General features: G+C 58.6%; 24 protein-coding genes and 1 pseudogene. 7 read left to right on the top strand and 18 right to left on the bottom strand.

What is annotated here, in order from left to right; genetic code table 11:
- Window positions 1–19: 19 nt before the first annotated feature.
- From yfaU to K2184_RS07495, 6 genes are all read right to left on the bottom strand, one after another.
- The gene (yfaU, locus tag K2184_RS07520; RefSeq protein ID WP_004104012.1) at window positions 20–823 is read right to left on the bottom strand and encodes a 2-keto-3-deoxy-L-rhamnonate aldolase; all 804 of its coding nucleotides are present in this window, start codon (window positions 821–823) and stop codon (window positions 20–22) included.
- A 14-nt stretch (window positions 824–837) separates the two neighbouring features.
- Window positions 838–2,127, bottom strand: coding sequence for an MFS transporter (locus K2184_RS07515; protein ID WP_004104014.1), 1,290 nt, complete (start codon window positions 2,125–2,127; stop codon window positions 838–840).
- Window positions 2,128–2,179: 52 nt separating this feature from the next.
- Window positions 2,180–3,385: an L-rhamnonate dehydratase gene (gene rhmD, locus K2184_RS07510; protein WP_004104015.1), complete on the bottom strand. Its 1,206-nt coding sequence runs from the start codon at window positions 3,383–3,385 to the stop codon at window positions 2,180–2,182.
- A gap of 13 nt (window positions 3,386–3,398) precedes the next feature.
- Window positions 3,399–4,181: an IclR family transcriptional regulator gene (locus K2184_RS07505; RefSeq protein WP_004104016.1), complete on the bottom strand. Its 783-nt coding sequence runs from the start codon at window positions 4,179–4,181 to the stop codon at window positions 3,399–3,401.
- Window positions 4,182–4,385: 204 nt separating this feature from the next.
- The gene (locus K2184_RS07500; protein WP_004104017.1) at window positions 4,386–5,582 is read right to left on the bottom strand and encodes a nicotinamide mononucleotide deamidase-related protein YfaY; all 1,197 of its coding nucleotides are present in this window, start codon (window positions 5,580–5,582) and stop codon (window positions 4,386–4,388) included.
- A 96-nt stretch (window positions 5,583–5,678) separates the two neighbouring features.
- Window positions 5,679–6,221 carry a YfaZ family outer membrane protein gene (locus K2184_RS07495; RefSeq protein WP_004114193.1) on the bottom strand — a complete coding sequence of 181 codons (543 nt, stop codon included), beginning with the start codon at window positions 6,219–6,221 and terminating at the stop codon, window positions 5,679–5,681.
- Between the two features lie 269 nt (window positions 6,222–6,490).
- Here K2184_RS07495 and K2184_RS07490 point away from each other — a divergent pair, with 269 nt between their 5' ends.
- Complete coding sequence (locus tag K2184_RS07490) at window positions 6,491–7,939, top strand: catalase (protein ID WP_163525189.1); 1,449 nt, start codon at window positions 6,491–6,493, stop codon at window positions 7,937–7,939.
- 52 nt (window positions 7,940–7,991) lie between these two features.
- Here the strand turns inward: K2184_RS07490 and K2184_RS07485 are convergent.
- Window positions 7,992–8,662, bottom strand: a pseudogene (locus tag K2184_RS07485) (Rpn family recombination-promoting nuclease/putative transposase); the annotation flags it as partial.
- Between the two features lie 111 nt (window positions 8,663–8,773).
- Here K2184_RS07485 and nudI point away from each other — a divergent pair.
- Window positions 8,774–9,199, top strand: a complete 426-nt coding sequence (gene nudI, locus K2184_RS07480) for a nucleoside triphosphatase NudI (RefSeq protein WP_004104021.1) — start codon at window positions 8,774–8,776, stop codon at window positions 9,197–9,199.
- Here nudI and K2184_RS07475 read toward each other — a convergent pair.
- Both K2184_RS07475 and tctD read right to left on the bottom strand, forming a co-directional pair.
- Entirely contained in the window at window positions 9,191–10,606 is a 1,416-nt protein-coding gene (locus K2184_RS07475) for a sensor histidine kinase (protein ID WP_004104022.1), read from the bottom strand. The two genes, nudI and K2184_RS07475, sit on opposite strands and share 9 nt — an antisense overlap.
- Window positions 10,593–11,267, bottom strand: coding sequence for a transcriptional regulator TctD (gene tctD / locus K2184_RS07470; protein WP_016809054.1), 675 nt, complete (start codon window positions 11,265–11,267; stop codon window positions 10,593–10,595). The genes K2184_RS07475 and tctD overlap by 14 nt, the downstream gene beginning before the upstream one ends.
- A 134-nt stretch (window positions 11,268–11,401) precedes the next feature.
- On the opposite strand from tctD, the gene K2184_RS07465 reads away from it, so the two are divergent.
- The 4 genes from K2184_RS07465 to K2184_RS07450 all read left to right on the top strand — a co-directional run bounded on the left by K2184_RS07465 (window position 11,402) and on the right by K2184_RS07450 (window position 15,090).
- Complete coding sequence (locus K2184_RS07465) at window positions 11,402–12,382, top strand: Bug family tripartite tricarboxylate transporter substrate binding protein (RefSeq protein WP_017145592.1); 981 nt, start codon at window positions 11,402–11,404, stop codon at window positions 12,380–12,382.
- A gap of 15 nt (window positions 12,383–12,397) precedes the next feature.
- Window positions 12,398–12,829, top strand: coding sequence for a tripartite tricarboxylate transporter TctB family protein (locus K2184_RS07460; protein ID WP_016808363.1), 432 nt, complete (start codon window positions 12,398–12,400; stop codon window positions 12,827–12,829).
- Between the two features lie 11 nt (window positions 12,830–12,840).
- Entirely contained in the window at window positions 12,841–14,361 is a 1,521-nt protein-coding gene (locus K2184_RS07455; RefSeq protein ID WP_049591750.1) for a tripartite tricarboxylate transporter permease, read from the top strand.
- Between the two features lie 105 nt (window positions 14,362–14,466).
- Window positions 14,467–15,090: a DUF2238 domain-containing protein gene (locus K2184_RS07450; RefSeq protein WP_004114209.1), complete on the top strand. Its 624-nt coding sequence runs from the start codon at window positions 14,467–14,469 to the stop codon at window positions 15,088–15,090.
- Here the strand turns inward: K2184_RS07450 and menE are convergent.
- From menE to K2184_RS07415, 7 genes are all read right to left on the bottom strand, one after another.
- Window positions 15,067–16,458 carry an o-succinylbenzoate--CoA ligase gene (gene menE / locus K2184_RS07445; protein ID WP_163525187.1) on the bottom strand — a complete coding sequence of 464 codons (1,392 nt, stop codon included), beginning with the start codon at window positions 16,456–16,458 and terminating at the stop codon, window positions 15,067–15,069. The genes K2184_RS07450 and menE overlap by 24 nt on opposite strands.
- The gene (gene menC, locus K2184_RS07440) at window positions 16,455–17,420 is read right to left on the bottom strand and encodes an o-succinylbenzoate synthase (protein WP_024274512.1); all 966 of its coding nucleotides are present in this window, start codon (window positions 17,418–17,420) and stop codon (window positions 16,455–16,457) included. Before menC ends, menE begins: the two co-directional genes overlap by 4 nt.
- Window positions 17,420–18,277: a 1,4-dihydroxy-2-naphthoyl-CoA synthase gene (gene menB / locus K2184_RS07435; RefSeq protein ID WP_163525185.1), complete on the bottom strand. Its 858-nt coding sequence runs from the start codon at window positions 18,275–18,277 to the stop codon at window positions 17,420–17,422. Before menB ends, menC begins: the two co-directional genes overlap by 1 nt.
- A gap of 14 nt (window positions 18,278–18,291) precedes the next feature.
- Window positions 18,292–19,050, bottom strand: a complete 759-nt coding sequence (gene menH / locus K2184_RS07430) for a 2-succinyl-6-hydroxy-2,4-cyclohexadiene-1-carboxylate synthase (protein ID WP_163525183.1) — start codon at window positions 19,048–19,050, stop codon at window positions 18,292–18,294.
- A complete protein-coding gene (gene menD / locus K2184_RS07425; RefSeq protein ID WP_004104038.1) occupies window positions 19,047–20,717 on the bottom strand; it encodes a 2-succinyl-5-enolpyruvyl-6-hydroxy-3-cyclohexene-1-carboxylic-acid synthase in 1,671 nt (556 codons plus the stop codon). Before menD ends, menH begins: the two co-directional genes overlap by 4 nt.
- Before the next feature lie 47 nt (window positions 20,718–20,764).
- Window positions 20,765–22,090: an isochorismate synthase MenF gene (menF, locus tag K2184_RS07420; RefSeq protein ID WP_224261107.1), complete on the bottom strand. Its 1,326-nt coding sequence runs from the start codon at window positions 22,088–22,090 to the stop codon at window positions 20,765–20,767.
- 97 nt (window positions 22,091–22,187) lie between these two features.
- Complete coding sequence (locus K2184_RS07415) at window positions 22,188–22,649, bottom strand: GNAT family N-acetyltransferase (RefSeq protein ID WP_004104042.1); 462 nt, start codon at window positions 22,647–22,649, stop codon at window positions 22,188–22,190.
- Between the two features lie 59 nt (window positions 22,650–22,708).
- Here K2184_RS07415 and rnz point away from each other — a divergent pair, with 59 nt between their 5' ends.
- Entirely contained in the window at window positions 22,709–23,629 is a 921-nt protein-coding gene (rnz, locus tag K2184_RS07410; RefSeq protein WP_064373206.1) for a ribonuclease Z, read from the top strand.
- Window positions 23,630–23,680: 51 nt separating this feature from the next.
- On the opposite strand, the gene K2184_RS07405 is transcribed toward rnz, so the two are convergent.
- Window positions 23,681–24,211, bottom strand: a complete 531-nt coding sequence (locus tag K2184_RS07405; protein ID WP_004114230.1) for a tyrosine-type recombinase/integrase — start codon at window positions 24,209–24,211, stop codon at window positions 23,681–23,683.
- Between the two features lie 34 nt (window positions 24,212–24,245).
- Window positions 24,246–24,755: a fimbrial protein gene (locus K2184_RS07400; protein WP_016808370.1), complete on the bottom strand. Its 510-nt coding sequence runs from the start codon at window positions 24,753–24,755 to the stop codon at window positions 24,246–24,248.
- Window positions 24,756–24,766 lie beyond the last annotated feature (11 nt).

Below are 24,766 nucleotides of genomic sequence, written 5' to 3'. Positions count from 1 at the left end.
CAGCGCCAACACCGGGGGGCTAGTAGCTCCCCTTGCCCTCCGCCTGTTCGGCTACCGGCCTGAACATCGCCAGTCGTTTATCCAGCGCGCTGGTATAGAGGTTGGTATCGACGCCAACGGCAACGAAATTCGCCCCCCACGCCAGCGCTTTGTGCGCCATCTCCGGATCGACGGCCAGGAATCCGGCCGCCTTTCCCGCCGCGCGAATGCGGCGGATGCTCTGTTCAATAACCCGCTGCACTTCAGGATGACCGGCGTTATCCGGGTAGCCCAGCGAGGCCGACAGGTCCGCCGGGCCGATAAAGACGCCGTCAATCCCCTCGACTTCAAGGATCGCATCCAGATTATCGAGGGCGGTTTTGCTCTCAACCTGAATCAGCAGGCACAGCTCATCGTTGGCCTGCGCCATATAGTTCTCTACCCTTCCCCAGCGCGCGGCGCGAGCTACCCCGGCGCCGACGCCGCGGGTCCCCAGCGGCGGATAGCGCGTCGCCGAGACAATGTCCCGCGCCTGTTCTGCGGTATCGACCATGGGGATCAGCAGCGTTCTGGCGCCAATATCCAGCACCTGTTTAATCAGGCTACGATTGCCCTCTACCGGACGAATCACCGGCTGGCTGGCGTAGGGCGCAATGGCCTGTAGCTGATGATAAAGATCCTGAATAGTATTCGGCGCATGTTCACCGTCAATCAGCAGCCAGTCGTAACCCGAGGTGGCGGCAATCTCAGCCATATAAGAGGAGGTCGAGCTCAGCCACAGGCCAATTTGTGCTTCCCCTTGCAATAACCCCGCTTTAAATGGGTTCGATAAAATTGCGTTCATAGTTCTCCCTTAAATTAATGCTGTACGCTGCCGGCCTGCGGTACCGTGCGGCTCACGCGCAGTGAAAAGATAATAACAACCCCGATAACCGCCACGCAGGCGAGGGTCAATAATCCGGCAGAATTATTGCCGAACATCGTTTCAGCCTGGACGCGTATAATCGGCGCTAAAAATCCGCCGATCGCGCCAAACAGGTTGACGAAACCAATGCCTGCGGCCAGCGCCGTGCCGGATAACAGCTGCGTCGGCATAGTCCAGAAGACCGGCTGTACGGCAATGACGCCGACGGCGGCAACGCACAGCGCGATGATGGCCAGTACCGGCGACACCAGCCCGGAGACCGCAATGCCAATTGCCGCCGCCAGCAGGGTCAATGCCGCAATATTACGCCGCTCGCCGGTGCGGTCGGAGTAGCGAGGAATCAGCCAGGTACCGAACAGCGCTGCCACCCACGGGATCGCGGTCACCACCGATGCTACAAACCCCACTTTAGTGCCGAGCAGCGCCGCAACCTGGGTCGGCAGGAAGAAGATCAGGCCGTAAACCGCCACCTGAATGGTGAGATAGATAATCGCCAGCTGCCAGACGCGGCCGTTGCGCAGCGCATCGGACAAACGCGAAGTAATCTTTTTCTGCTCTTCGCTGGCCAGCTCGCTGATGAGCGCCTGCTTTTCGGCAGCGGTCAGGAAGCGGGCGTTTTGCGGCGTGTCGTCAAGCCAGAAGAAAGTGAAGAAACCCGCGCCGACCGCCAGTAAGCCTTCAATAATAAACATCCAGAACCAACCGGGATGCCCCATAAAACCGTGCATTTCCAGCAGCGCGCCGGAGAGCGGCGACCCGAGGGTCAGCGCCAACGGCGCACCCATATAAAATAACCCCATAATGCTGGCGCGGTTCTGCTGCGGAAACCACTGTGAGGTCAGGTAGATCATGCCCGGAAAGAAACCTGCTTCGGCGGCGCCAAGCAGGGTGCGTACCAGCAGAAATTTCGCTTCCGTATCCGCCCACGCCATCGCCGCTGAAAGAATGCCCCACAGCAAGGTGGTGCAGCCAATCCATTTTCTCGCGCCGAATTTGCGCATCAGCAGGTTGGCCGGTACCCCAAGAAAGGCGTACACCACAAAGAAAATCCCCGCCCCCAGCGCGTAAGCTTCATTGCTGAGGCCGGTATCCAGTTGATAGGTCTCTTTCGCAAAGCCGATATTCGAACGGTCAAGAAACGCCAGCACGTACAGCGCCAGCATAAAGGGGATCAAACGGGCGCGGTTTTTCTTCACCACGCTCTCAAGCAAGGTGTTGCTCATCGTAATATCCTCAACAATAGGCCGCACATCAGCGCTGTGCGGCACGACGGGATCAGTGGCTATAAGGACGTTTCAGGTTGCAGTCGCGGTTCAGCTCGACGCCGAAACCCGGTTTATCCAGAACGGTTTTATGAATGCGCCCGTTCACCGGTACCGGCTCATCAACCAGAATCGGGTCAAACTGCGGACGCATCGTTGAGCAGTCCGGGCTGGTCATCAGGAATTCGCTGAACGGCGTGTTGGTAAAGGTAATGACCGCATGATGCGAATAGACCGACGAGCCGTGCGGCACCACCAGCTGGCCGCGCGATTTGGCGATCGCCGCAATCTCCACCAGCGTGGTCAGACCGCCGCACCAGCCTACGTCAGGCTGCATAATATCGATGCCGGTTTCCGACAGCGTGCGGAAGGATTGCAGCGTGCCGTGGTGCTCGCCGCTGGTGACCATCATTCCGGCCGGGGCATTGCGTTTCAGCTCGCGATAGCCTTCATACTGCTGCGGCGGCAGGCACTCTTCGATCCACTTAAGGTTATAGGGCGCGCAGGCGTGGGCCAGTTTAGTGGCGTAGTTAACGTCCTGGCTCATCCAGCAGTCCAGCATTAGCCAGAAGTCCGGGCCGCATTTTTCGCGCATATCGGCCACCATGGCGGCATCTTTGCGGATCCCCGCATCGCCATCGTGCGGGCCCCAGTGGGTCGGCATCTTGCCGCCAATAAAGCCCATCTCTTTCGCCAGGTCCGGACGGGCCCCGGTAGCGTAGAACTGAATTTCATCGCGTACCGCGCCGCCCAACAGTTTGTATACCGGTAATCCCACCACTTTGCCGAACAGATCCCACAGCGCCAGGTCGATACAGGAGATGGTATTCATCACCAGGCCGCCGGAGCCGGAGTAGTACATGGTGGCGTTGAGCATCTGGTCATGGATCAGTTTGATATCGCTGACGCACTTCCCTTCGATAAAGCGGTTCAGGTGCTTTTCCACAATAAAACAGCCCATCTCGCCGGCGGTTGATACCGCAAAGCCGGTCTGGCCGTTTTCGGCTTCGACTTCAACAATCAGCGTGCCGAGAACGTTGATGCCAAACGACTGGCGGGACTGTTCATACTGTTTATATTTGCTCATCGGCGTGGCGATATGATCGTCAATCCAGTGGTTTGCGCCCTGGTCATGATAGTCGCCGCCGCCAGCGCCTTTCTCTGCGGTAGCGCCGCCGATAAACCAGGCGCGGACGTGTTTAATTTTCGGTAGGGTCATGATCTTCTCCTTATTATGAGGCTTGTTGTTCGAAGGGGCTTTTCCACCCCAGCAGACGAGAAATGTCTTTGGCGCAGGCAATCGCCCTGCCAGCGAGATAATCGCGATTGTCTTCATTGATTTGCAGACGAGTACCCACCACGGAGATGGCGGCGGTCAGCTCGTTATTGGCATTAAAAACCGGCGCCGCCACGCAGCGAACGTCGGGATAATCTTCGCCGTTATCGAAGCTCCAGCCGCGGGCGCGAATACGCCCCAGTTCATCGCGAAGCAGCTGGGCGCTGGTGATGGTGGTTGGCGTTGCCCTCTCCCACTGCAGCTCGCTGATAATTGACTCCTGAACCCGCTCGGGCTGCCAGGCAAGCAGGCATTTACCGATACCGGAGCGGTACAGCGACAGGCTTTTACCTTCGTGGGAACGCACGCTGATGGTGGCCGGGGATTCAATCTTCAGAATGTAGTAGGCGTTACCGCCATCGATAATGCCCAGATGGCAGAGCAGTCCGCACTGATCCATTAGCTGCGTCAGGCGCGGACGCGCCAGTTCGCGCAGATCCATTTTGCTCAGCGCGTGACCGGCCAGCTCAACCAGTTTGGTCCACAGACAGTAGTTGTCCTGATTATCCATGCTGAGGAAGCGCTGTTTTCTAAGCTCTCCCAGCAGCAGGTAAGCGGTGCTTTTCGGAATACCCAGTTCGTCAATAATGGTCGCCGCGCTGCACGGACCAATGCGGGCGATCAAATTGAGAATATCGATGGCGCGGGTTAGCGCCGGGACTTTGCTTGATTCCAACATACTGGACTCCAATCCTGAATACTGGAATCAGTGTTGCGGTTGTCGGGTCTATAAATTGTGAGCGACTTCAAATGACGACGCTATTCCAGCAGGGTGGACGTTCAAGGGGACAGAAATGCGAGATAGTGCACAGAATTTTTAAAAGCAAGTACAGCAGGTTGGACTGATTGCGCGTCGGGTAGGGCTCCCGACGCGGTGTTTTATCTAAACGGCGAGATAGTCAACGACGTTAATCCAGCCGTGTTCACCGGCCACGGGCTGGCCATTCAGCCAGCGGCGCAGCATGTTGAGAGCCATCATCGCGCAGACCTCCTGACGCACCTGCACGCTGTGGCGGTTGGTCGCGAACTTCACCCGCAGCGCGTGGGTGCCGTCCGGCGTGGAAAGCGCAAAGTTCAGGTGATCGCTCTCCTGACCACTCACCGCCAGCGCCAGACCGGCAAAGTGTTTTTCGCGCCGTTCCGCCGCCCAGCGCGCAGACTGCGCCAGGGTCTCCTCCTGCGCCGGAATGACTTCGCTGGCCAACAGCGGGGCATTGACCCGTGAAAGCTGTAGCGCCAGCAGACCGCCGGTGAACTGCTCGCTTAGCGTCAGGCTTAGCTGGCGCTCCTGCAGACGACGGGCGATCTGCGCCGGCAGGCCTTCGGTGCCTTCGAAAACGATGCTCTCTCCGGCCACTTTTTGCACTTCCGGCCACAGCGCCAGCATCGCCTCGCGCTGTTCGGCAGGCCCGGTCAGCTTCAGTTCGATAATCGGCATTGAGGAGCGATAGCCCATCACCACGCCCGGCGGCAGTTGTAAATGCTCGAGGCTCTGCGCCAGCTCGCTTTCGGAACGACCGAAGGTGGTCAGACGCAGACACAGCGGCGCGGCGGGCAGCGGAAAACGTTCGCGCAGGCGCGGTAAGATTTCCTGCTCGACCATTATCTTAAATTCAGACGGCACGCCGGGAGTGAAAAACATCAGGCAGCGGTTTAGCTGCACGGCAAAACCGCAGGCGGTTCCGACCGGATTGTTGATCATCTCGGCGCTTTGCGGAATTTCCGCCTGTTTACGGTTGCTGGCGGCCATAGGCCTTCCACGCTCGGCAAAGAAGCGGGTCATGGTTTCCAGCCACGCTTCATGCAGAATCAGCCCTTCACCTTTGGCGGTCGCTGCGGCAAGCGCACTTAGATCATCGCTGGTCGGGCCCAGACCGCCGTTGACGATCAGCACGTCGGCATGCTCGCTGCGCTCACGTAAAATCGCCACCAGGGAGTCAAGATCGTCACCCACGGTATGGCGACGCTTTAAAGGTAATCCTTGATTAAAAAAGAAATCCGCCAGCCACGCGGCATTGGTATCGATGATTTGCCCATGCAACACTTCATCGCCGGTGGACAGCATTTCCACGTTTAACATTGTCAACTCCAGCCTGATAAGTAGAAATACTATATCGCAAAGCGGCTGGCGAAAAAGCCTGAAAATCAGGCGCGGCGGAATACCGCGCCGAAGGGGTTAGAAGCTGGCGTTAACGCCGACGTACGGGCCGTCCGCGACCGCGTTATCCCGGTTGCCGTCTTTACCCGCCAGGTTAAGGTAGCGATAACCGGCTTCAATGCTCAGAGGACGCATAATGGTAAAGCGCGCGCCGGCATTAGCTTCCTGATAACTGTCGATACCGCTGGAGAGCGAATCAGGAGAATAATAATATTCGCCGAACAGGCGGAAGCTGTCGCCGATCTTCCACTGCAGGCCGCCGCCAACCGCCGCTGCGTAGCCCTCATCGCCGTTATTCGGATTGGTATAAACCCCTTTACCGCCAACGGTGGCAAGGAATGGACCTAAAGGGATGTTCAGCCCCAGTCCCAGGCCTGCCGCATCGCCGTCGTCATCGTTATGCAGCCAGTTGCCGGTTACCGCCAGGCCGGTAGATTCCGTGCCAAATCCGACGCCAAGGTTCGTGTAGTGCTCGCCGGCCTGTCCGCTGAAACTGATCGCATGCGCCGCCGTTGAGACGAACATCATGCCAGCGAGGGCCGCAAATATACTTTTTTTCATTTTTACTCTATCCAACAAACAAGAATTAAAAAGTCCCAAAAAACCGCGAAATTGTACTGCCGAACGTTAAGGAATCAATGCGCTAAGACGAGCTTTACCATTGTGATTGTAACCAGTTGCTACCGGAGCCAGGCCAACGGACGCGGGTATCAAATCGATAGCCAGAGCCAGATTGTCCGTGTTGGATATTTATTCTACAAATAGCGCTCAGCTTATTCTGCCCTTGCGGGAAATGAATAAGTTACATAAAACTTTGTCAGGAGATAAAGATGAGCAAAAAAGGATTAACCACCGGCTCCGGCGCGCCGGTTGTCGATAATAACAATGTCATCACCGCAGGTCCTCGCGGCCCGATGCTGCTGCAGGATGTCTGGTTTCTGGAAAAACTGGCCCACTTCGACCGGGAGGTTATCCCGGAACGCCGAATGCACGCAAAAGGCTCCGGCGCTTACGGTAAATTAACGGTCACTCACGATATCAGCCGCTACACGCGCGCAAAAATGTTCGCCGAGGTCGGTAAAACCACCGATCTGTTCCTGCGCTTTTCCACCGTTGCCGGAGAACGCGGCGCCGCAGACGCCGAGCGCGACATCCGCGGCTTCGCTATCAAGTTTTATACCGAAGAGGGCAACTGGGATCTGGTAGGCAATAATACCCCTGTTTTTTATCTTCGCGACCCGCTGAAATTCCCGGACCTGAACCACGTAGTGAAGCGCGATCCGCGCACCAACCTGCGCAACCCTACCTGGAAGTGGGATTTTTTCTCCCTGCTGCCCGAAATGCTGCATCAGTTGACTATCGACTTCAGCGACCGCGGCATCCCGCGCTCTTATCGCCATATGCACGGCTTCGGCAGCCACGCGTTCAGCTTTATAAATGCCGACAATCAACGTTTTTGGGTGAAATTCCACTTTAAATCCCAGCAGGGGATCGCCAACCTGATGGATGATGAAGCAAAACGTCTGGTGGCCGAGGACCGCGAGAGTTCGCAGCGCGATCTCTATGAGTCGATTGAAAGAGGCGATTTTCCGCGCTGGACCTTTTACGTGCAGATCATGCCGGAAGCAGAAGCCAGCCGGGTCCCTTACCATCCTTTCGATCTGACCAAAGTATGGCCGCATAGTGATTATCCGCTGATAGAAGTGGGGGTACTTGAGCTCAACTGCAACCCGGACAACTATTTCGCCGAGGTTGAGCAGGTTGCGATGAATCCGGCTAACGTGGTGCCTGGCGTCAGCTTCTCTCCGGATCGCATGCTGCAGGGTCGTTTATTCTCCTACGGCGACACCCAGCGCTACCGCCTGGGCGTTAATCATCATCAGATTCCGGTCAATGCGCCGCGCTGCCCGTTCCATAACTACCATCGCGATGGCGCGATGCGCGTCGACGGCAATAGCGGCAACGGCGTCACCTATGAGCCAAACAGCTTCGGCCTCTATCAGGAGCAGCCGGACTTTAGCGAACCGCCTTTAAATCTTGAAGGCGCGGCGGCTCACTGGAATCATCGGGAAGATAACGACTATTTTAGCCAACCGCGCGCGCTGTTCGGGCTATTAAGCGAAGACGAGCATCAGCGTATGTTCCATCGAATCGCCAGCGATATGCGGGATATCCCTGAATTTATCCAGCAGCGACAAATTGGCCTGTTTAGTCAAGTCCATCCCGACTACGGCGCGGGCGTGGCCGCGGCGCTGAAAGTCTTACAGAAAACCCTGTAAACACAAACGGCAGCCCAAGTGCGGCTGCCGTTTGACGAAAACGTTTTAGGGGTTAGTGCTGAAGCTTAGCGAACTGCCGCAGCGACAGTCCGGTTAGCTTTGCGACCAGGTCAGGCTCAAGCCCCTCTTCCAGCATCGCCCGGGCGATGCGTTTTGTCGCCGCTAGTTGCCCTTCATTTCTGCCTTCATTACGACCTTCCTGTCGGCCCTTGCGCAAACCTTTTTCTATCCCCGCCTTCATTCCCTGAAGCATCCCCTCTTTGCGACCTCGCTCTTCGAGAAAATGAGCAATATTCATCAGCGTCTCCTTATGCGGCTTGAATGACGTCTTTTGCGCTAGATTGCGTAAAAAAGCCACCGGATCGGCGGCGTTGCCCGCCTGAAGCATATAATTCAGCAACGTTTTAAACTGCCGACGGGTAGTGTATCCCGGGGGGATATTCTGACCAGTTGCTCTGAGATGTCCATCCTATGCCGCTGCCGAATATGCTTTTGCAACAGTTCCAGCATAGCGACCCGCCGGTGCTGTATCAGCTGGTCATCTGGGATCTCAGTCACGTCTATTAGCGGAAAGTTCTGGCTATAGAGCCGCTCGGCCACCTCTGGTAGAGAAAAACCGTCCAGCCAGCGCGTTGAGTGCGGGTAGGGACTGATTCTACCGTGATAAAACAGCAGAGGAATAACCAGCGGCAGCTGATGATGGCCCCAACCCATTAACCTGCGCTCACCCTACCACCGCTCGCGCTCAACGCGTATTTTCGCTTGCGGTTTGCCGAGGCAGCTCGCAAACTGGACCATCCCGTGATATATCCCTGCCATCATTAAGGAGAAGTTATGCGTCAAAGGACTATTGTCTGCCCGCTCATTCAACATGAGGGTCACTATCTGTTGTGCAAAATGGCCGACGATCGCGGGGTATTTCCCGGGCAGTGGGCGCTCTCCGGCGGCGGCGTCGAGCCCGGCGAACGCATCGAAGCGGCGCTGCGGCGGGAAATTCGCGAAGAGCTGGGCGAAAAACTGCAGCTAACCCACATCACACCGTGGACCTTTAGCGATGACGTACGGGTTAAAACCTACGCCGATGGCCGTCAGGAAGAAATATATATGATTTATCTTATCTTCGACTGCGTCAGTGCCAATCGCGAAGTAACCATCAACGAGGAGTTTCAGGACTACGCCTGGGTAAAAGCGGAAGATCTTCCCCACTATGATTTGAACGAGGCGACCCGGAAGACGCTCACCCTGAAAGGCCTACTCTGAACCCACAGTCAAAAAGCGCAGCCTGACCTTCAGCCCGCCCAGCGTTTCGCTACGCAGCAGCTGCGGATGGCTGCGATGCAGGCGTGCAATATCGCTGACCAGCGCCAGTCCGAGCCCGGCGCCGGGATTATCACCAACGTTTTCCAGACGGTGGAACGGCATGAGCGCCTGCTGGATCTGCGCATCATCGATTCCCGGCCCGCTGTCTTCAACATCCAGCAGCACCGCCTCCCCTTCACGATGCAGGCTGACCGTGACGATACCGCCCTGCGGCGTATAGCGGATCGCGTTATCCAACAGATTTGCGCACAGCTCGCTCAACAGCACGCCATCGCCGGCGATAGTCACCGTTGAGGGTTCCCCCTCATAGCCGAGATCGATAGCTTTGCTCCGCGCCTGCTGAAGACGGGAAAAGCAGCTGTTGTGGACAATCTCATACAGATCCACCGGCGGAAACGCGTGTTCTCCCTGCTCTTTACGTTTGATGGTAGCCAGCTGTAGCAGGCGTTCGGTAAGCAGAATCGTACTGTCCAGCGTGCCGCTCATCGCCTCCAGACTCTCTCGCCACAGCCGGGGATCGCCGCTCGCCAGCGCCACCGAAGCCTGGGTTTTCAGCACCGCCAGCGGCGTTTTTAACTGATGAGAAGCATCGGCGCTAAACCGCTCCTGTCGGGAGATCATCGCCCGCAGCCGGTCGATATAGCGGTTAAAAGCAACAATCAATAAACGGGTTTCCGACCACGGCAGCAGTTCCGGCAGCGGCGTCAACAGGCCGGGTTCGCGCCGCACCATGAGCGCCGAAAGCCGACGCATCGGCCGCAGCACCCGACGCAGCAGCCAGCCGGTGAGCACCAGCGTCAACAGCACCAATAGCCCCTGCGAGATCCACGATGAAAACAGCAGCTGTCCCGCCAGCCAGCGCCGCGACTGCAGCGTTTCGGCGATATAGATTTCCGCCATTCCCACAACGCCACCTTCGTTAACCGGCTGCAGCAGCCGCGCCACGCGGATGGCCTGACCGCGATACTCGGTATGATAAAACCACGCCAGCGCCGGATAGAGCTCGGTACGAGAGGTTGAGGGCGGCATCGATGGCAGATCGTCAAAACCGGAAATCACCCGCTTACCGGGATCGAGTACCTTATAGTACAGGCGATCGTTCATATTCAGCTCGAAGCTATCGAGCACCACCCAGGGGACATTCACCTCCAGTCTGCCGCCGCGTACCACCAGGCGTTCCGCCACCGTGCGGGCGGAGGAGAGCAGCGTACGATCGTAAGCCTGGGTCGCCGCCTGCAGAGCGCTGACGTAGCTATTGAATGCCGACAGCCCCCACAGTAACACCAGCGGCAGGCCAAGAAACAGCAGCAGCTGAGCGAATAACGACTGCGGCTTACCCCACCTCATCGGCGAGCTCCAGCACGTAACCCAGGCCGCGCAGGGTCACAATTCGCACGTTGCTCTCCTGAAGTTTCTTCCGCAGACGATGGATATATAGCTCGATGCTTTCCGGGCTGACGTCATCGTTAAGGCTGAAGACCTGTTCAAACAGCTGCTGGCGCGACACCGGACGCGTGCGGCGAAACATCAGCACCGTCAGCAGCGCCTGCTCGCGCGGGGTCAACGATAGCGTCTGTCCGCGCAGTAAAAAATAGCCTTCATCGCGATATTCCAGAGAGCCGATCTGCTGAATCTCATGCACCTGGCCTTCGCTACGCCGCAGCAGTGCGCGCAGCCTGGCGTCCAGCTCTTCAAGTTCAAACGGTTTTGGTAAATAGTCATCGGCGCCGACGTTGAGCCCTTTTACCCGATCCGCCACCGCGCTGCGTGCGGTCAGCAGTAAAACGGGAAGGGTTTGTCCGCGCTTTCGCAGACGCTGCACGACTTCCAGGCCATCGAAGCCCGGCATGCCGATATCCAGTACCGCCAGCGCGTATTTTTCGCTTTGCAACAGATGATCGGCCGCCCGGCCATCAAATACGCAGTCCACGGCAAACCCGCCCTGTACCAGCGCTTTCTCCAGCCAGTGAGCCAGCTCACGGTTATCTTCTGCCAGTAAGAGACGCATATCACATCCTGTAAAGTTGCTGCCGCATTGAAAGGGAAATGAAAGGTAATTGTTTTAACAATCACGCAACCGAATAGCCACAAGCCGGTTCACATAATCAAAAAAACGTCCCCTGTATCTGACTGAGGAAGCCTATGAATATCCCGTTCCTTCGCCCTCTTAGCGCTATCGCATTATGCCTTTTTACCGCCTCTGCCTGGGCCGCCGAAGCGCCTTCCCGTACCGAATGTATCGCGCCCGCCAAGCCCGGCGGCGGCTTCGATCTCACCTGTAAGCTGATTCAGGTGAGCCTGATGGAAACCGGCGCCATCCAAAAACCGATGCGCGTCACCTATATGCCCGGCGGCGTAGGCGCAGTGGCCTATAACGCTATCGTCGCCCAGCGCCCCGGAGAACCCGGCACCGTTGTCGCCTTCTCCGGCGGCTCGCTGCTCAACCTGGCGCAGGGCAAGTTTGGCCGCTACGGCGTGGATGATGTCCGCTGGCTGGCCAGCGTCGGCACCGATTACGGCATGATTGCCGTCCGCGCCGACTCGCCGTGGAAAGATCTGCCGTCGTTTATGGCGGCAATGGAAAAAAATCCCGCCAGTATCGTCATCGGCGCCGGCGCCTCAATCGGCAGCCAGGACTGGATGAAAGCGGCGCTGCTGGCGCAGAAAGCAAACGTCGATCCGCACAAAATGCGCTACGTAGCGTTTGAGGGCGGCGGCGAACCGGTCACCGCGCTGCTGGGTAATCACGTGCAGGCAGTATCCGGCGATCTCAGCGAAATGGTGCCTTATCTCCAGGGCAATAAAATCCGCGTGCTGGCGGTCTTCGCTAACGAAAGGCTGCCCGGCGCGCTCGCCGATGTCCCTACCGCCAAAGAGCAGGGCTATGACCTGGTGTGGCCGATTATTCGCGGTTTCTTCGTCGGCCCGAAAGTCAGCGATGCCGATTATCAGTGGTGGGTGGCGGAGTTCACTCGACTGCAGCAGACCGACGCGTTTAAAAAACAGCGCGAGCTGCGCGGCCTGTTTGAATTCAATTTGAACGGGAAAGAGCTGGACGCCTACGTCAAAAAGCAGGTGGAAGAGTATCGCCTGCAGGCGAAATCTTTTGGCCTTGCCAAATAACCCACGGAGGCTGCGATGAGCGATCGTATTTTTGCCGGAATATGGCTGCTGCTCTGCGTAGGGGGGATGTTTATCGCCTGGCAAATCCACAGCGAATACGCCTATGAACCCGTCGGCCCACGCCCCTTTCCGGTCGGCATTATCGGCCTGATGCTGCTGTGCTCCGTTTTGCTGCTACTGCGGCGGCCCGACGCAATCTCCTGGCCCGGGCGTCTGGTTTTACAACGGCTGTTGACGATGGTCGTGGCATTGGCGGTTTATGCGTGGGGTTTTGAATGGCTGGGGTTTCCTCTGGCCACCGCGCTGCTGACCGCTGTTTTTGGCCTGCTGTTTGGCGCCACCCTGCCCGCTGCTGGGGTAGCAGGCGTCGCGATGGGCATCGCGCTGTGGTACGTCTTTGACGCCCTGCTTGATGTCACCCTGCCGCTCGGCGTCTGGTTAAGTTAACGGAGAAGGTTATGGATATCTGGATTTATCTGTCGCAGGGCTTCGCTGTCGCCATGACGCCGGGCAACCTGACGATCGCGCTGATCGGCTGCTTCGTCGGCACCATCGTCGGACTCCTGCCGGGTCTCGGCCCGATTAACGGCGTGGCGATCCTGTTGCCGCTGGCCTTTGCCCTGCACCTGCCCGCAGAATCGGCGTTAATTCTGCTGGCTACGGTCTATATTGGATGTGAATACGGCGGGCGTATTTCGTCGATCCTGCTCAACGTGCCCGGCGATGCCGCCGCCATTATGACCGCCATCGACGGTTATCCGATGGCGCAGCAGGGACGCGGCGGCGTGGCGCTGTCGATCTCTGCCGTGAGCTCCTTTGTGGGTTCAACGATCGCTATCGGCGGGATCATCCTGTTCGCGCCGATGCTGGCGCAGTGGTCGCTGGCGTTCGGTCCGGCGGAATATTTCGCCCTGATGATTTTTGCCATCGCCTGCCTCGGCAGCATGATGGCGCAAAATCCGCTGAAATCGTTTCTCGCCGCGTTAATCGGGTTGGGGCTGGCGACGGTGGGCGTTGATGCCAATACCGGGGTGTACCGTTTCACTTTCGATAGCGTTCATCTTTCCGACGGCGTGCAGTTTATCGTGGTGGTGATTGGGCTCTTTTCGGTTTCGGAGATTTTGCTGATGCTGGAGAGCACCAGCAGCGGACAGAGGCTGGTACGGAAAACCGGGCGCATGCTGTTTAACGCCAAAGAGGCGGGCCAGTGCGTGGGCGCGACGCTGCGTTCATCGGTGGTGGGCTTTTTTGTCGGTATTCTGCCGGGCGCGGGGGCGACCATTGCCAGCGCCATCACCTATATGACCGAGAAAAAGCTCAGCGGTAACAGCGATACCTTCGGTAAGGGCGATATTCGCGGCGTGGCGGCGCCGGAGGCGGCAAATAACGCCTCCGCCTGCGGATCGTTCATTCCGATGCTTACCCTCGGTGTCCCCGGCTCCGGAACTACCGCGGTGATGATGGGCGCCCTGACCCTCTACAATATCACTCCGGGTCCGGCGATGTTTACCGAGCAGCCGGATATCGTCTGGGGATTAATTGCCGCGCTGCTGATCGCCAACGTGATGCTGCTGATTATGAACATTCCGCTGATCGGTCTGTTCACCCGCATGCTGACGATCCCGCTGTGGTTTCTGGCCCCGGCCATCGCCGCTGTGTCCGCAGTCGGCGTCTACGCGGTACACAGCACCACCTTCGACCTGCTGTTGATGGTTGGGCTGGGCGTGCTGGGCTACATTATGCGTAAGATGCACTTCCCGATGTCGCCGTTGATCTTAGGGTTTGTGCTGGGCGAGATGCTGGAGCAGAACCTGCGCCGCGCGCTGTCCATCAGTAACGGCAACGTGGGGATTTTGTGGCAAAGCGGCGTAACTAAAACGCTCCTGGTGTTAGCCATCGCGGTGCTTGTTGTCCCTCCGCTGCTGCGTTACTGGCGCAAACGTCAGCTTAACACGCAGGGCGACCTGCCCTCTTCCTGATGCGCAACGAAACTGGCGGTCGCTCAGCGCCGCCAGTCTCGGTATACGTTGAATTTTCACCGCACCTGCCTGATAGTTAGGGTTTTAACTTTCTGGTGATCCGTTATGACCGTCGCAGCATCCCGCTCGGGGTTAACATTCGCAGCGCTGGCGCTGGCCCTGATTCTTATTTATACCGGTATCAGCGCAGGGGAAAAGCTTACCTGGCTGATGGAAGTGACGCCGGTGATTATCATCGTTCCGCTTTTGCTGGCCACGCGCGCTCGCTATCCGCTGACGACGCTGCTTTATGTGCTGATTTTCTTCCATGCCATCATTTTGATGGTCGGCGGTATGTACACCTACGCGAAAGTGCCCATCGGCTTTGATGTCCAGGCGTGGCTGGGTTTGAGTCGTAATCCCTACGACAAGCTGGGGCACTTTTTCCAGGGGCTGGTGCCGGCCCTGGCGGCGCGGGAGATTCTGCTGCGCGGCGGCTACGTTCACGGGCGTAAAATGCTCGCTTTCGTGGTCTGCTGCATTGCGCTGGCGATTAGCGCCGTCTATGAGCTGATCGAATGGTGGGCGGCGCTGGCGCTGGGACAGGGGGCGGATGATTTTCTCGGCACCCAGGGCGATCCCTGGGATACTCAGTCCGATATGTTCTGCGCCCTGCTCGGCGCGCTGACCACCGTTTTTGCGCTGGGCCGCTGGCATACGAAGCAGCTACTGCACGTCCAGCGCATCTGAGGCGGAGCTCTGCTGCTGGTTGACCCAGTCACGTAACGCCCGGCGGGAAATTTTAATTCCGCCGGTTTTCAGCGATTCAGGCAGCCGTAACCAGCGCACAGGCTGCTGAAAGCGCGCCAGCTTATCGGCGCACCAGTCAGCCAGCACGGATGGGTCGCCATGATCGCGACACTCTACTACCGCCACCGGCCGCTGGCCAAACTCCGCATCATCCTGCGGCACGATAAAAACTTGCTCAATCAACGGGTGTGCGCCGATAACCCGCTCGACTTCCTCCGGCTGAATGCCTTCTCCGCCGCTAAAAAAAAGATTATCCATTCTCCCGAGGATGGTCAGCCTGCCGTTGTCAAGCCGACCCCGATCGCGGGTGGCGAACCAGCCATCGGTGTTGGTGAGCGGTATCGTTTGGCCGCCTCGCCAGTAGCCTGCGGCCATGCTGTCCGATCGAAGCCACACTTCGCCATCCACGATGCGCAATTCGCGCCCCGGCAGCGGCAGCCCGACATCCGCCAGGCCATCCGCTTCCTTGGCGCATACCGTGGAGGCAAACTCGGTCAGTCCGTAGCCACACCAGCAGCGGATACCGCGCCTGCGCGCCTGTTCGGTTAGCGCCACCGGGATGGCCGCGCCGCCGAGCAAAACCGCTTTTAACGACACCTCGTCATCGCCGCTCAGCAGCCGCCAGAGCTGGGTTGGCACCAGGGAGGCGTGAGTACAGCCGCGTAGCGCCAGCGCCAGCGGCTGTTTGTCGCGCACCGTCAGGCCTGCGCCGGCAACCAGCCAGCGCCAGAGAATCCCCTGGCCGGAGACGTGAAACAGCGGCAGCGACAGCAGCCAGTCGTCCTGCGGCGCAAAGGGTATCAACGCCAGTACCCCTTCAGCGCTGGCAATATGGGCGCGAAAAGCGTGTACCGCCGCTTTCGGTAGCCCCGTCGACCCCGAGGTCAGCGTCATGGAAGCCATACGATCCTCTCGCCAGTCAGCCGCGCGCTCGCCATTGACGGGGGACAGAGTCAGTGGATTAAGCGTTACCGGAAGATCGCCGCCGTTCAGCACCAGCGCGTGGCGCAGGTCCAGGGTCGGCAGCAGTTCAGCCAGCAGTGGCCCGGGCAGTTGCGGATTCAGCGGCAACACGCGCGCACCGCACTGCAGGAGCGACAGCCATGCCAGCAAAACATCGGGCTGGTTGTCAGCCCGCAGCAGTACGCCATCACCATCGCGAACGCCCTGGGCGTGCAGTCCTGCCGCCAGCGCATCGATTTGCGCGCACAGTTCCCGCCAGCTTAGCTGCCGCTCGTTCAGGCGCAGCGCATGCGCCTCCCCTCGCTGCTGGCGCCAGTGGCGCCAGGGCCAGTCGCTAAAGGTCACAGCAGCGGCTCCAGTTCATCGACGGTCAGACACGGCAGCTCGCTTTCCGGCCAGCAGCGAACCAGCTGGCCGCGCATGAGGCTCAGGGTATCCAGACCGGGAATGGTATTCGGCGTCAGCCAGGCGGCAATTCGCGCCAGCTGCGTCAGGCCAAGGCTGGACTCAATGGCTGAACTGATAACCGCCGTCAGCCCCAGCGCATGAGCCTGCGCGACCTGCTGCTGGACCTTTTGCAGACTGCCGGTCAACGTCGGTTTAATCACCACCGCGCGCAGACCCGGCTCGGCAGCAAACGTAAAGTCCGCTTCGCGCAGGCTCTCATCCCAGGCGATAGCGATGCCCGTTTGTTGGGCAAACGCGCGCGAATCATCGCGGTTTTTGCAGGGTTCTTCGAGAAAGGCGATACGGTTGCGATAGTGCGGGCTCACGTATTTAGCGAACTGCTGCGCCTTCAACGGCGTCCAGGCGCGGTTAGCGTCGAGACGCAGCGTCAGATCGGGAATCGCTTCCAGCAGCAGATTGACCACCATGCCGTCGCGCACCGCCTCATACAGGCCGACCTTGACCTTGGCGACCTTCTCGCCGGGCATCTGCGAAAGCCTGGCGAACAGTTCATCCGGATCGCCGGAACAGAGCGGCGCGGCGCGATAATCCGCCGCCAGCGGCAGCTCACCGCCCAGCTCCGCCAGTGCGCAGCTTATCCCGAAGGCGGCTGAAGGCGGCGTCGGCAACGCGCCATCCTGGCCTTCGCGCCAGGCGTTCGCCCATGCCAGCAGCGCTGCCTGCGCCTCATCCAGCGTTTCCAGACTGAATCCAGGCAGGGGAGAAATCTCCCCCCAGCCTTCGCGCTCGCCATCGCGCAGCTGCAGAAGCAAGCCATCGCGGGTTTTTAACCGCCGTTCACGCAGCACCACTCCCGCGTCCATCGGTAGCTGCCAGCGGTAGACCTGCGCCTGCCGCATTACGGATTCCGTTTAAATTTGCTGAAGTCCGGCTGGCGCTTCTGGTTGAAAGCGTTGCGTCCCTCCTGACCCTCTTCGGTCATGTAAAACAGCATGGTGGCATTGCCCGCCAGCTCCTGCAGTCCCGCCTGACCATCGCAGTCGGCGTTCAGCGCGGCCTTCAGGCAGCGCAGCGCCATCGGACTGTTCTGCAGCATTTCACGGCACCAGCGCACGGTCTCTTTTTCCAGATCCGCCAGCGGCACGACGGTATTGACCAGCCCCATATCCAGCGCCTGCTGCGCGTCGTACTGGCGGCACAGGAACCAGATCTCACGGGCTTTTTTCTGCCCGACAATGCGCGCCATATAGGAGGCGCCCCAGCCGCCGTCAAAAGAACCAACTTTCGGGCCGGTCTGACCGAAGATTGCGTTTTCCGCGGCGATGGTCAGATCGCACATCATATGCAGAACGTGGCCGCCGCCGATGGAGTACCCCGCCACCATCGCCACTACCGGTTTCGGACAGGTACGGATCTGGCGCTGAAAATCGAGTACGTTGAGATGATGAACGCCGGAGTCATCCTGATAGCCGCCGTAGTCGCCGCGGACTTTCTGATCGCCGCCGGCGCAAAAAGCTTTATCGCCTTCACCGGTCAGGACGATCACGCCGATATTGTCGTCATAGCGGGCATCCGAGAGCGCCTGAAGCATCTCTTTGACGGTCAGCGGACGAAACGCGTTACGTACCTGCGGGCGGTTGATGGTTATTTTGGCAATCCCGTCCGCCGATTTGTGGTAGCGAATATCGCTGTAGCCTTCGGAGCAGTCCTGCCATTCAATCGGAGCGTAAAGCATTGCTTCATCAAGAGAGATCATAAAGTGTCCTTCGGTTAACTCGCTAAAAACTGCGCCAGACAAGCCACGACTGCATCGGGGTTTTCCCGATGCGCGTTGTGTCCGGCATGATTAATCACGTGCGTGATGGCGGATAGCTCATCGGCGATGGCGCGAAACTTGCCGTCGCGTTCGCCGCAAAGGTAATGGAATGGGAAATCGCGCGCCCGTAATGCCTCGCGCAGATCGGGCTGTTCAGCCAGTGAGCAGGCCTGCAGCATCGCGGCTAACGCCCTGCCGTTGTTGCAGCTGCGTAGCGCAACCAGCGCCGCACGCTGCGCTGCGTCCAGGGAGGCGAAGACCGGCTGCTGATACCAGTCGGCAAAGACCTGCGTAAGCGGCTCTCGGCGAAAGCGTTCAGCCCAGGCGGCATCGCTGCGCCGGCGCTGCGCACGCTGATTATCGTCCGCCAGACCCGGATGCCCTCCCTCGACGACCAGCCCGCAGAGCCCCTCATGCGACTGGCTGGCATAATACATCGCCACCCGTCCGCCGAGGGAGTACCCCACCAGCCAGTACTTATGTATGTTGTAACTAATTAACGTATTCTTAATCAGCTCGCTGACATCCGTAAAACGGTTAACTGCCCTATCCGCCGAGCCGCCGTGGCCCGGCAGGTCAATATAGAGACGCGGATACGCGCCGAACGCCTGCCCCACCGTGCGCCATTCGAGGCTATCGCCGGCAAAACCGTGCAAGAAGACCAGCCAGGGATAGCCCGGCAGCCCGCGTTCCGCATGCGCATGCAGAATCATAGCTGACTCACCTGCGCAAGGAGCTGCTGGAGGGTTTGCGTACCGTCGGTTTCATTAACCACCAGCTCGATCAGCGTTGCGCCGGGCGCTCGCCAGGCAACGTCCAGCGCGCGCTCCAGCTCACTCCAGTCCGCGGGGCAATGATAAGTCAGATCAAACATCGCCGCCGCGTGAGCAAAATGGATATTCTGCGGCATCAGATAGAACTGGCTGCGCTGCTCCTGCGGCGTTGGCAGCAGGGAGAAAATCTGCCCGCCGTTATTATTGACGACAATCAGCACCAGCGGCGCGGAGGCCTGACGCAGCAGCGCCAGCGAATTGAGGTCGTAAAGCGCCGAGAGATCGCCGACGATGGCCAGGGTCGGACGCGCGCTGGCACGCTGCACGCCGGCCGTCGTCGCCAGCAGACCATCTATTCCGCTGGCCCCGCGATTGCTGTAGACCGGGTAGCCTGCGGGAAGCTGCGACAGGGCGTCAATTAAGCGCACCACCAGACTGTTGCCGACAAACAGCTGGCCCTGATCCGGCAGGTAGCGACGGATTCGCTGCGCCAGCTGGGCCTCGCCGAAATCCTCGCTGCTGGCGACAGCCGCCTGCCATGCCTGGCGTGAAAGCGCAGGAATGACGGTAGCCCACGGCTGCCGCTTTTCCGCCGGATGCTGTTCAAGCCAGCGGTCGATGGCGCACACCAGTCGGCGACCACGATGTTGGGCGGGATCCAGACGACCCGGCAGGTTGTCGATCAGCCAGTACTCTTCAGGTTCGCAGGTGGCCTGCCACTGCAAAACGCGTTTGCTGGTCAGGCTGCTACCCAGCTGAACGATAATTTGCGCCTGCGCCAGTTCGCTAACCGCTTGACCGTTACCGAGCCACAGATCGGCGCAGGGGAGCGGCTGCCCGGTTTGCGAAAGGACATCGCCAATCAGCGGCCAGCCGAGCGTTTTCGCCCATTCGGCAACCTTCAGGCCCTCTTCCGCGCTCATTCGTCCGGCAACCACGACGCCGCGTTTTTGCCGCCAGAAAAACCAGTCGCGCTGCTTTTCGCTTTCCAGATGCAGATTGTGACTCAGCCAGGGCTTGTCGCTCTGCCACCAGTCGCCGAGCTGCTGCTGCCACGCGACCCCGGTGTCGTCCATATCGCCGTACAGCGGTTCGGCAAAAGGACAGTTGATATGAATGCCGCCGCAGTGCAGCGCGCCGAGCGCCTGGTCGAGGGTCGAGACCAGCCAGCGGGCGGAGATATCCTGCGATGGGCGCGGCAGGGCAAGGGTCTGCGACGGATGCGAAGCAAACATGCCCGGTTGACGAATGGCCTGGTTCGCACCGCAGTCGATGAGCTCCGGCGGCCGGTCGGCGGTCAGTAAAATGAGTTTTTCGCCGGTCAGACCCGCTTCTATCAGCGCAGGATAGAGGTTGGCCGTGGCGGTGCCGGAAGTGACAATCACCGCCACCGGCTGGCCGCTGGCTTTTGCCAGCCCTAACGCCAGATGGCCAAGGCCGCGTTCATCAAAGTGGGTATGGTAAATAAACGCGCGGTTTTCCGCCGCCGCCAGGGTCAAAGGGGTCGAGCGCGATCCGGGCGCAATGCAGATATGCTGCACGCCGTGGCGCGTTAAAGCTTCGAGGATCACCGCCGCCCAGCGTCGGTTAAATGCGCTTACTGACATGAATTTGTCCGATATCAAATATTGACGCTAAGTATAGATAAAGCCCGTTATTGCCGTTTTGATATGCATCGTTTTATCTCTGCTTCTGTGAGCAGTAACGAACGCAATCCTGCAGCTTTATTTTCAATTTCCTGCCACTCTTGCTCCGGGTCAGAGCCGCTGACGATGCCCGCTCCGGCGTAGAGCCTGAGCGTATGCTGCTGTACCTTCGCCGAGCGTAGCGAAACGCAAAATTCGCTTTGCGCCAGCGACAGATAACCGGCGGAGCCCGCATACCAGTCGCGGGTAAAAAGCTCGTTCCGGGTGATAAAATCCAGCGCCACCTGACGCGGCAGCCCGGCGACCGCCGCCGTGGGCTGGAGCTGGCGCAGACAGCGGGCATCATCGGGGACGTCCAGCTCGGCCCATATACAGCGCCGCAGATGCTGCACTTTACGCAAACGGACGATCTGCGGCGGCAGCACCTCCAGCGCGCGCGTCTCCGCCTGCATACGCTGACAGATATCCTCAACCACCAGCATATTTTCCCGCTGGTTCTTGTCATCGCCCATCAGCCAGTCGCCCAGGCGCTGCGCCTGGCGATCGTCCTCATGGCTGGCCGCTGTTCCCGCCAGCGCCTCGGTACGCATCAGCGCGCCGCGCCGTCGCCATAGCCGTTCCGGCGTTGAGCCGAAGAAGGCTTCTTGCGGATTAAAAGCCATCAGATAATGAAAACAGTGCAGATTGCTGCGGCGGCTGGCGGCCATTATCGCCCCGACGTTCAGCGGGGCGGCAAACTGTAAATCGGTGGCGCGCGCCAGCACGACTTTATCCATCTCCCCTGCCGCTATCGCCTGTGTCGCCTGTGCAACCAGATCTCGCCACTGCGGATAAGCCGGGAAATGCTGCTCACTGAGCAGAGAAGGAAGCGTGCCAGGCTGCGCTTGCCGGGTCGTCAGCGAGCGGAGAAACTCGCGCGCCGCGCAGGCATCGTCATGGAGTGAGGTATCGCTATACAGCGTCAGGCGTAGCGTGGCGTGACCGCCAAGCCGACGCCACTCCAGCCTCGGCAACAGCAGCATGCCGCGCTGCGGATCAAACGCATTAAGGCCGCAAATCCGCAGATCGTCACGCGCTTGTTGCTGAAGAAAAGCGTGCGCCTGCGGCAGAGAGGAAAAGATTTTTACCGCCCCCAGAGCGGCCAGCTCTTCATCGCCGCTGCGCTGCTGCCAGTAGAACTGCGGCCACTGCTGCTGATGGGTACACCACAGAAGCGGATCAAAAGCGTCATTCAGCGCGAAGGGGATATCGAAGATGCGCCAGCCGGGCGATGGCGGAAACGCTTCATCCAGGCAGCGGTACAGGCTTTCCAGCGCGGTGGACACAGACAGCACGCAAACCTCCACGGAGTAAAAACCCCACATTATACGGGGTACTGCTGCGGAATAGCAGTACCCCCGATGAGGGAGCGGCTTTTAATCAGCCCGGCGGCTAGTGGGTGGCGATTTCGTATGCCATGCCAATATGGTCGATGCCATCCTCGTCGTAGACGTCGGTCACCGGCACAAAGCCGAAGCTGGCGTAGAATTTTTGCAGATGCGCCTGGGCGCCAAGATAAATGGCCTTCTGCGGCCAGTGTTGACGGCAGCTGGCCAGCGCCTGTTCCATCAGCTGATAGCCCAGCTTTTCGCCGCGCACCGCCGGGCTGACGATCACCCGGCCAATCACGACCGGCTCATATTCATCATCGCTCTTGAGAATGCGCGCATAGGCCACCAGTTCATCGCCGCGCCAGCCGAGAAGATGGCGGTTCTCCCCTACCAGATCGTCGCCGTCGATATCCTGATAGGCGCAGGTTTGTTCGACAACGAACACCGCACAGCGTAATTTCAGCACAGCATAGAGCTGGGGGACGGTCAGTTCAGCGTGGTGAAGATCCTGCCATGTCATCATCTGCGGTTCCTTAGTTGGTATACTCTGTTTTTTGACCCACGCCCTGAGGACACTGGACGATGGAATTACTCTTTTTGGGGACATCCGCTGGCGTGCCAACCCGTACGCGTAATATGACGTCGATGGTGCTGAATTTGCAACAGCCAACTATGGCGGAGATGTGGCTGTTCGACTGCGGGGAGGGAACGCAGCATCAGTTTCTCCACACCCCTTATCATCCCGGCAAGCTGAATAAGATCTTTATTACCCATTTACATGGCGATCATCTGTTCGGTCTTCCCGGCCTGCTGTGCAGCCGCTCAATGCAGGGTAATTCTCTGCCGTTAACGCTGTACGGGCCAAAGGGGCTTAAGGAGTTTGTGGAAACCGCCCTGCGTCTTAGCGGTTCCTGGACCGATTATCCACTGGCAATCGTCGAAGTCGAACCGGGTCTGGTATTTGATGAAGCCGGTTTCCGGGTCACCGCCTGGCCGTTAAACCATCCGGTTGAGTGCTACGGCTATCGGATCGAACAGCATGATAAGCCGGGTCCCCTTGATGCCGCACAGCTTATCGCCGAGGGCGTGCCTCCCGGTCCGTTGTTCCACCGCTTAAAACTGGGGCTGACGGTTGAACTGGAAGATGGTCGGTTGATTGACGGCAGCCGCTACCTTGGGCCGGCAACGCCCGGTAAGAAGCTGGCGATTTTCGGCGATACCGCCCCCTGCCCGGAGGCGCTGGAGCTGGCGCGCGGCGTGGACGTTATGGTTCATGAGGTTACGCTCGAACAGGCGATGGCGGAAAAAGCCAACGGTCGCGGGCATTCATCCAGCCAGCAAACGGCGGCGTTAGCGAGGGAAGCAGGCGTCGGGACGCTTATCGCCACTCATTTTAGCTCGCGCTATGATGCCGAAGGCTGTCAGCGGCTGTTGGCTGAGTGTCGGGAGGTCTTTCCCCCTACCGTGCTGGCGGAAGATTTTCTGGTTTATAACATCGAATAAAAAAACAGGCGTAACGCGGGAGATGAACGCTACCCGCGATTACGCCAAAAATTACTCTTCAACATAACCGTTATAACGCAGAATAGATTTTAAATTGCGATAGCCCAGATAATCCTGGATAGAGTCATCATCTATGCCTTTTTTACCCAATTCATATCCGCAAGCATGGCGCAGCATCCGCGGGTGAATATTTTGCTTCAGTTTCGCCAGCTCACAGCATTCACGAATGATTTGATAAAAACGCTGGCGAGTCATCTGATTTCCTCGCGAAGAGATAAAGAGTAAATCATTATGGGCTGGATAACACTCTCTGGCCAACAGCCAGCGCTGTAATGAGATAATCTCTTTGGGTTGTAATGGATGATACCCCGAGATACCGTGACGCGCCCGGCGAATATAAATTCGTTTTCCCGGCAGGTCGACATCCCGCAAAGTTAATGCGGTAATTTCATTAATCCGACAACCGTGCAAAAAGCACATTTGGATCATGCAGCTATTTCTCTCGGGGTGCGCACAATAATGTGCGGCAAGCACCAGGCGCTCAACGTCTTTAACGCTCAGATATTCCGTCTCATCCTGCATATGACATTCCTTTTCATCCATTTAATACATACAATTACTGATAGGTAAAAGTCAGCTGCACCACCGACTCGAATTTTCCCACTTTTGCTCCGCCCTGCGTTGAATATAAGCGCGCGGCCAGCGGGAATTCGCCTTTGCCGGTGCTACCGTTAATAGCAATAGTCATCCGATCCTGGTTTTTATAGGTTGTGGAATGATCGGTATTGGTTATCTGCAGCGCGATATTTTGCGCCGCATCGCTGGCGGCCATATTGGCGAAATGCGTGGCATCATCGCCGTCGGTCACGCCATCAAATTTCACCGTCGCTTTCGTCGTACCCGCCGGGCAATTTTCAACGTTCAGGCTAAAGGTTTTCCACTCAGAAGCGGTGCCGGCAGTTTGAAAATCGATATTCAGCAGCGTGCCGAAATTCACCTCCTGATACTTCGTATCGGTGCTGACGTCGCAGGGGAGATAATAAATATTACCCATCACGTTCAGAGGGATGCCGCCCCAGGATGAAAAAACAGGCAGCAGCAATGCCAGCCATAGCGCCTTTTTCATTATTCACTCCT

Source organism: Klebsiella sp. K5-306, assembly GCF_051835185.1.
Lineage (GTDB): Bacteria > Pseudomonadota > Gammaproteobacteria > Enterobacterales > Enterobacteriaceae > Klebsiella > Klebsiella oxytoca.
Note: the sequence above shows the minus strand (reverse complement) of the source record. Positions and strands in the feature narration are given on the sequence as shown.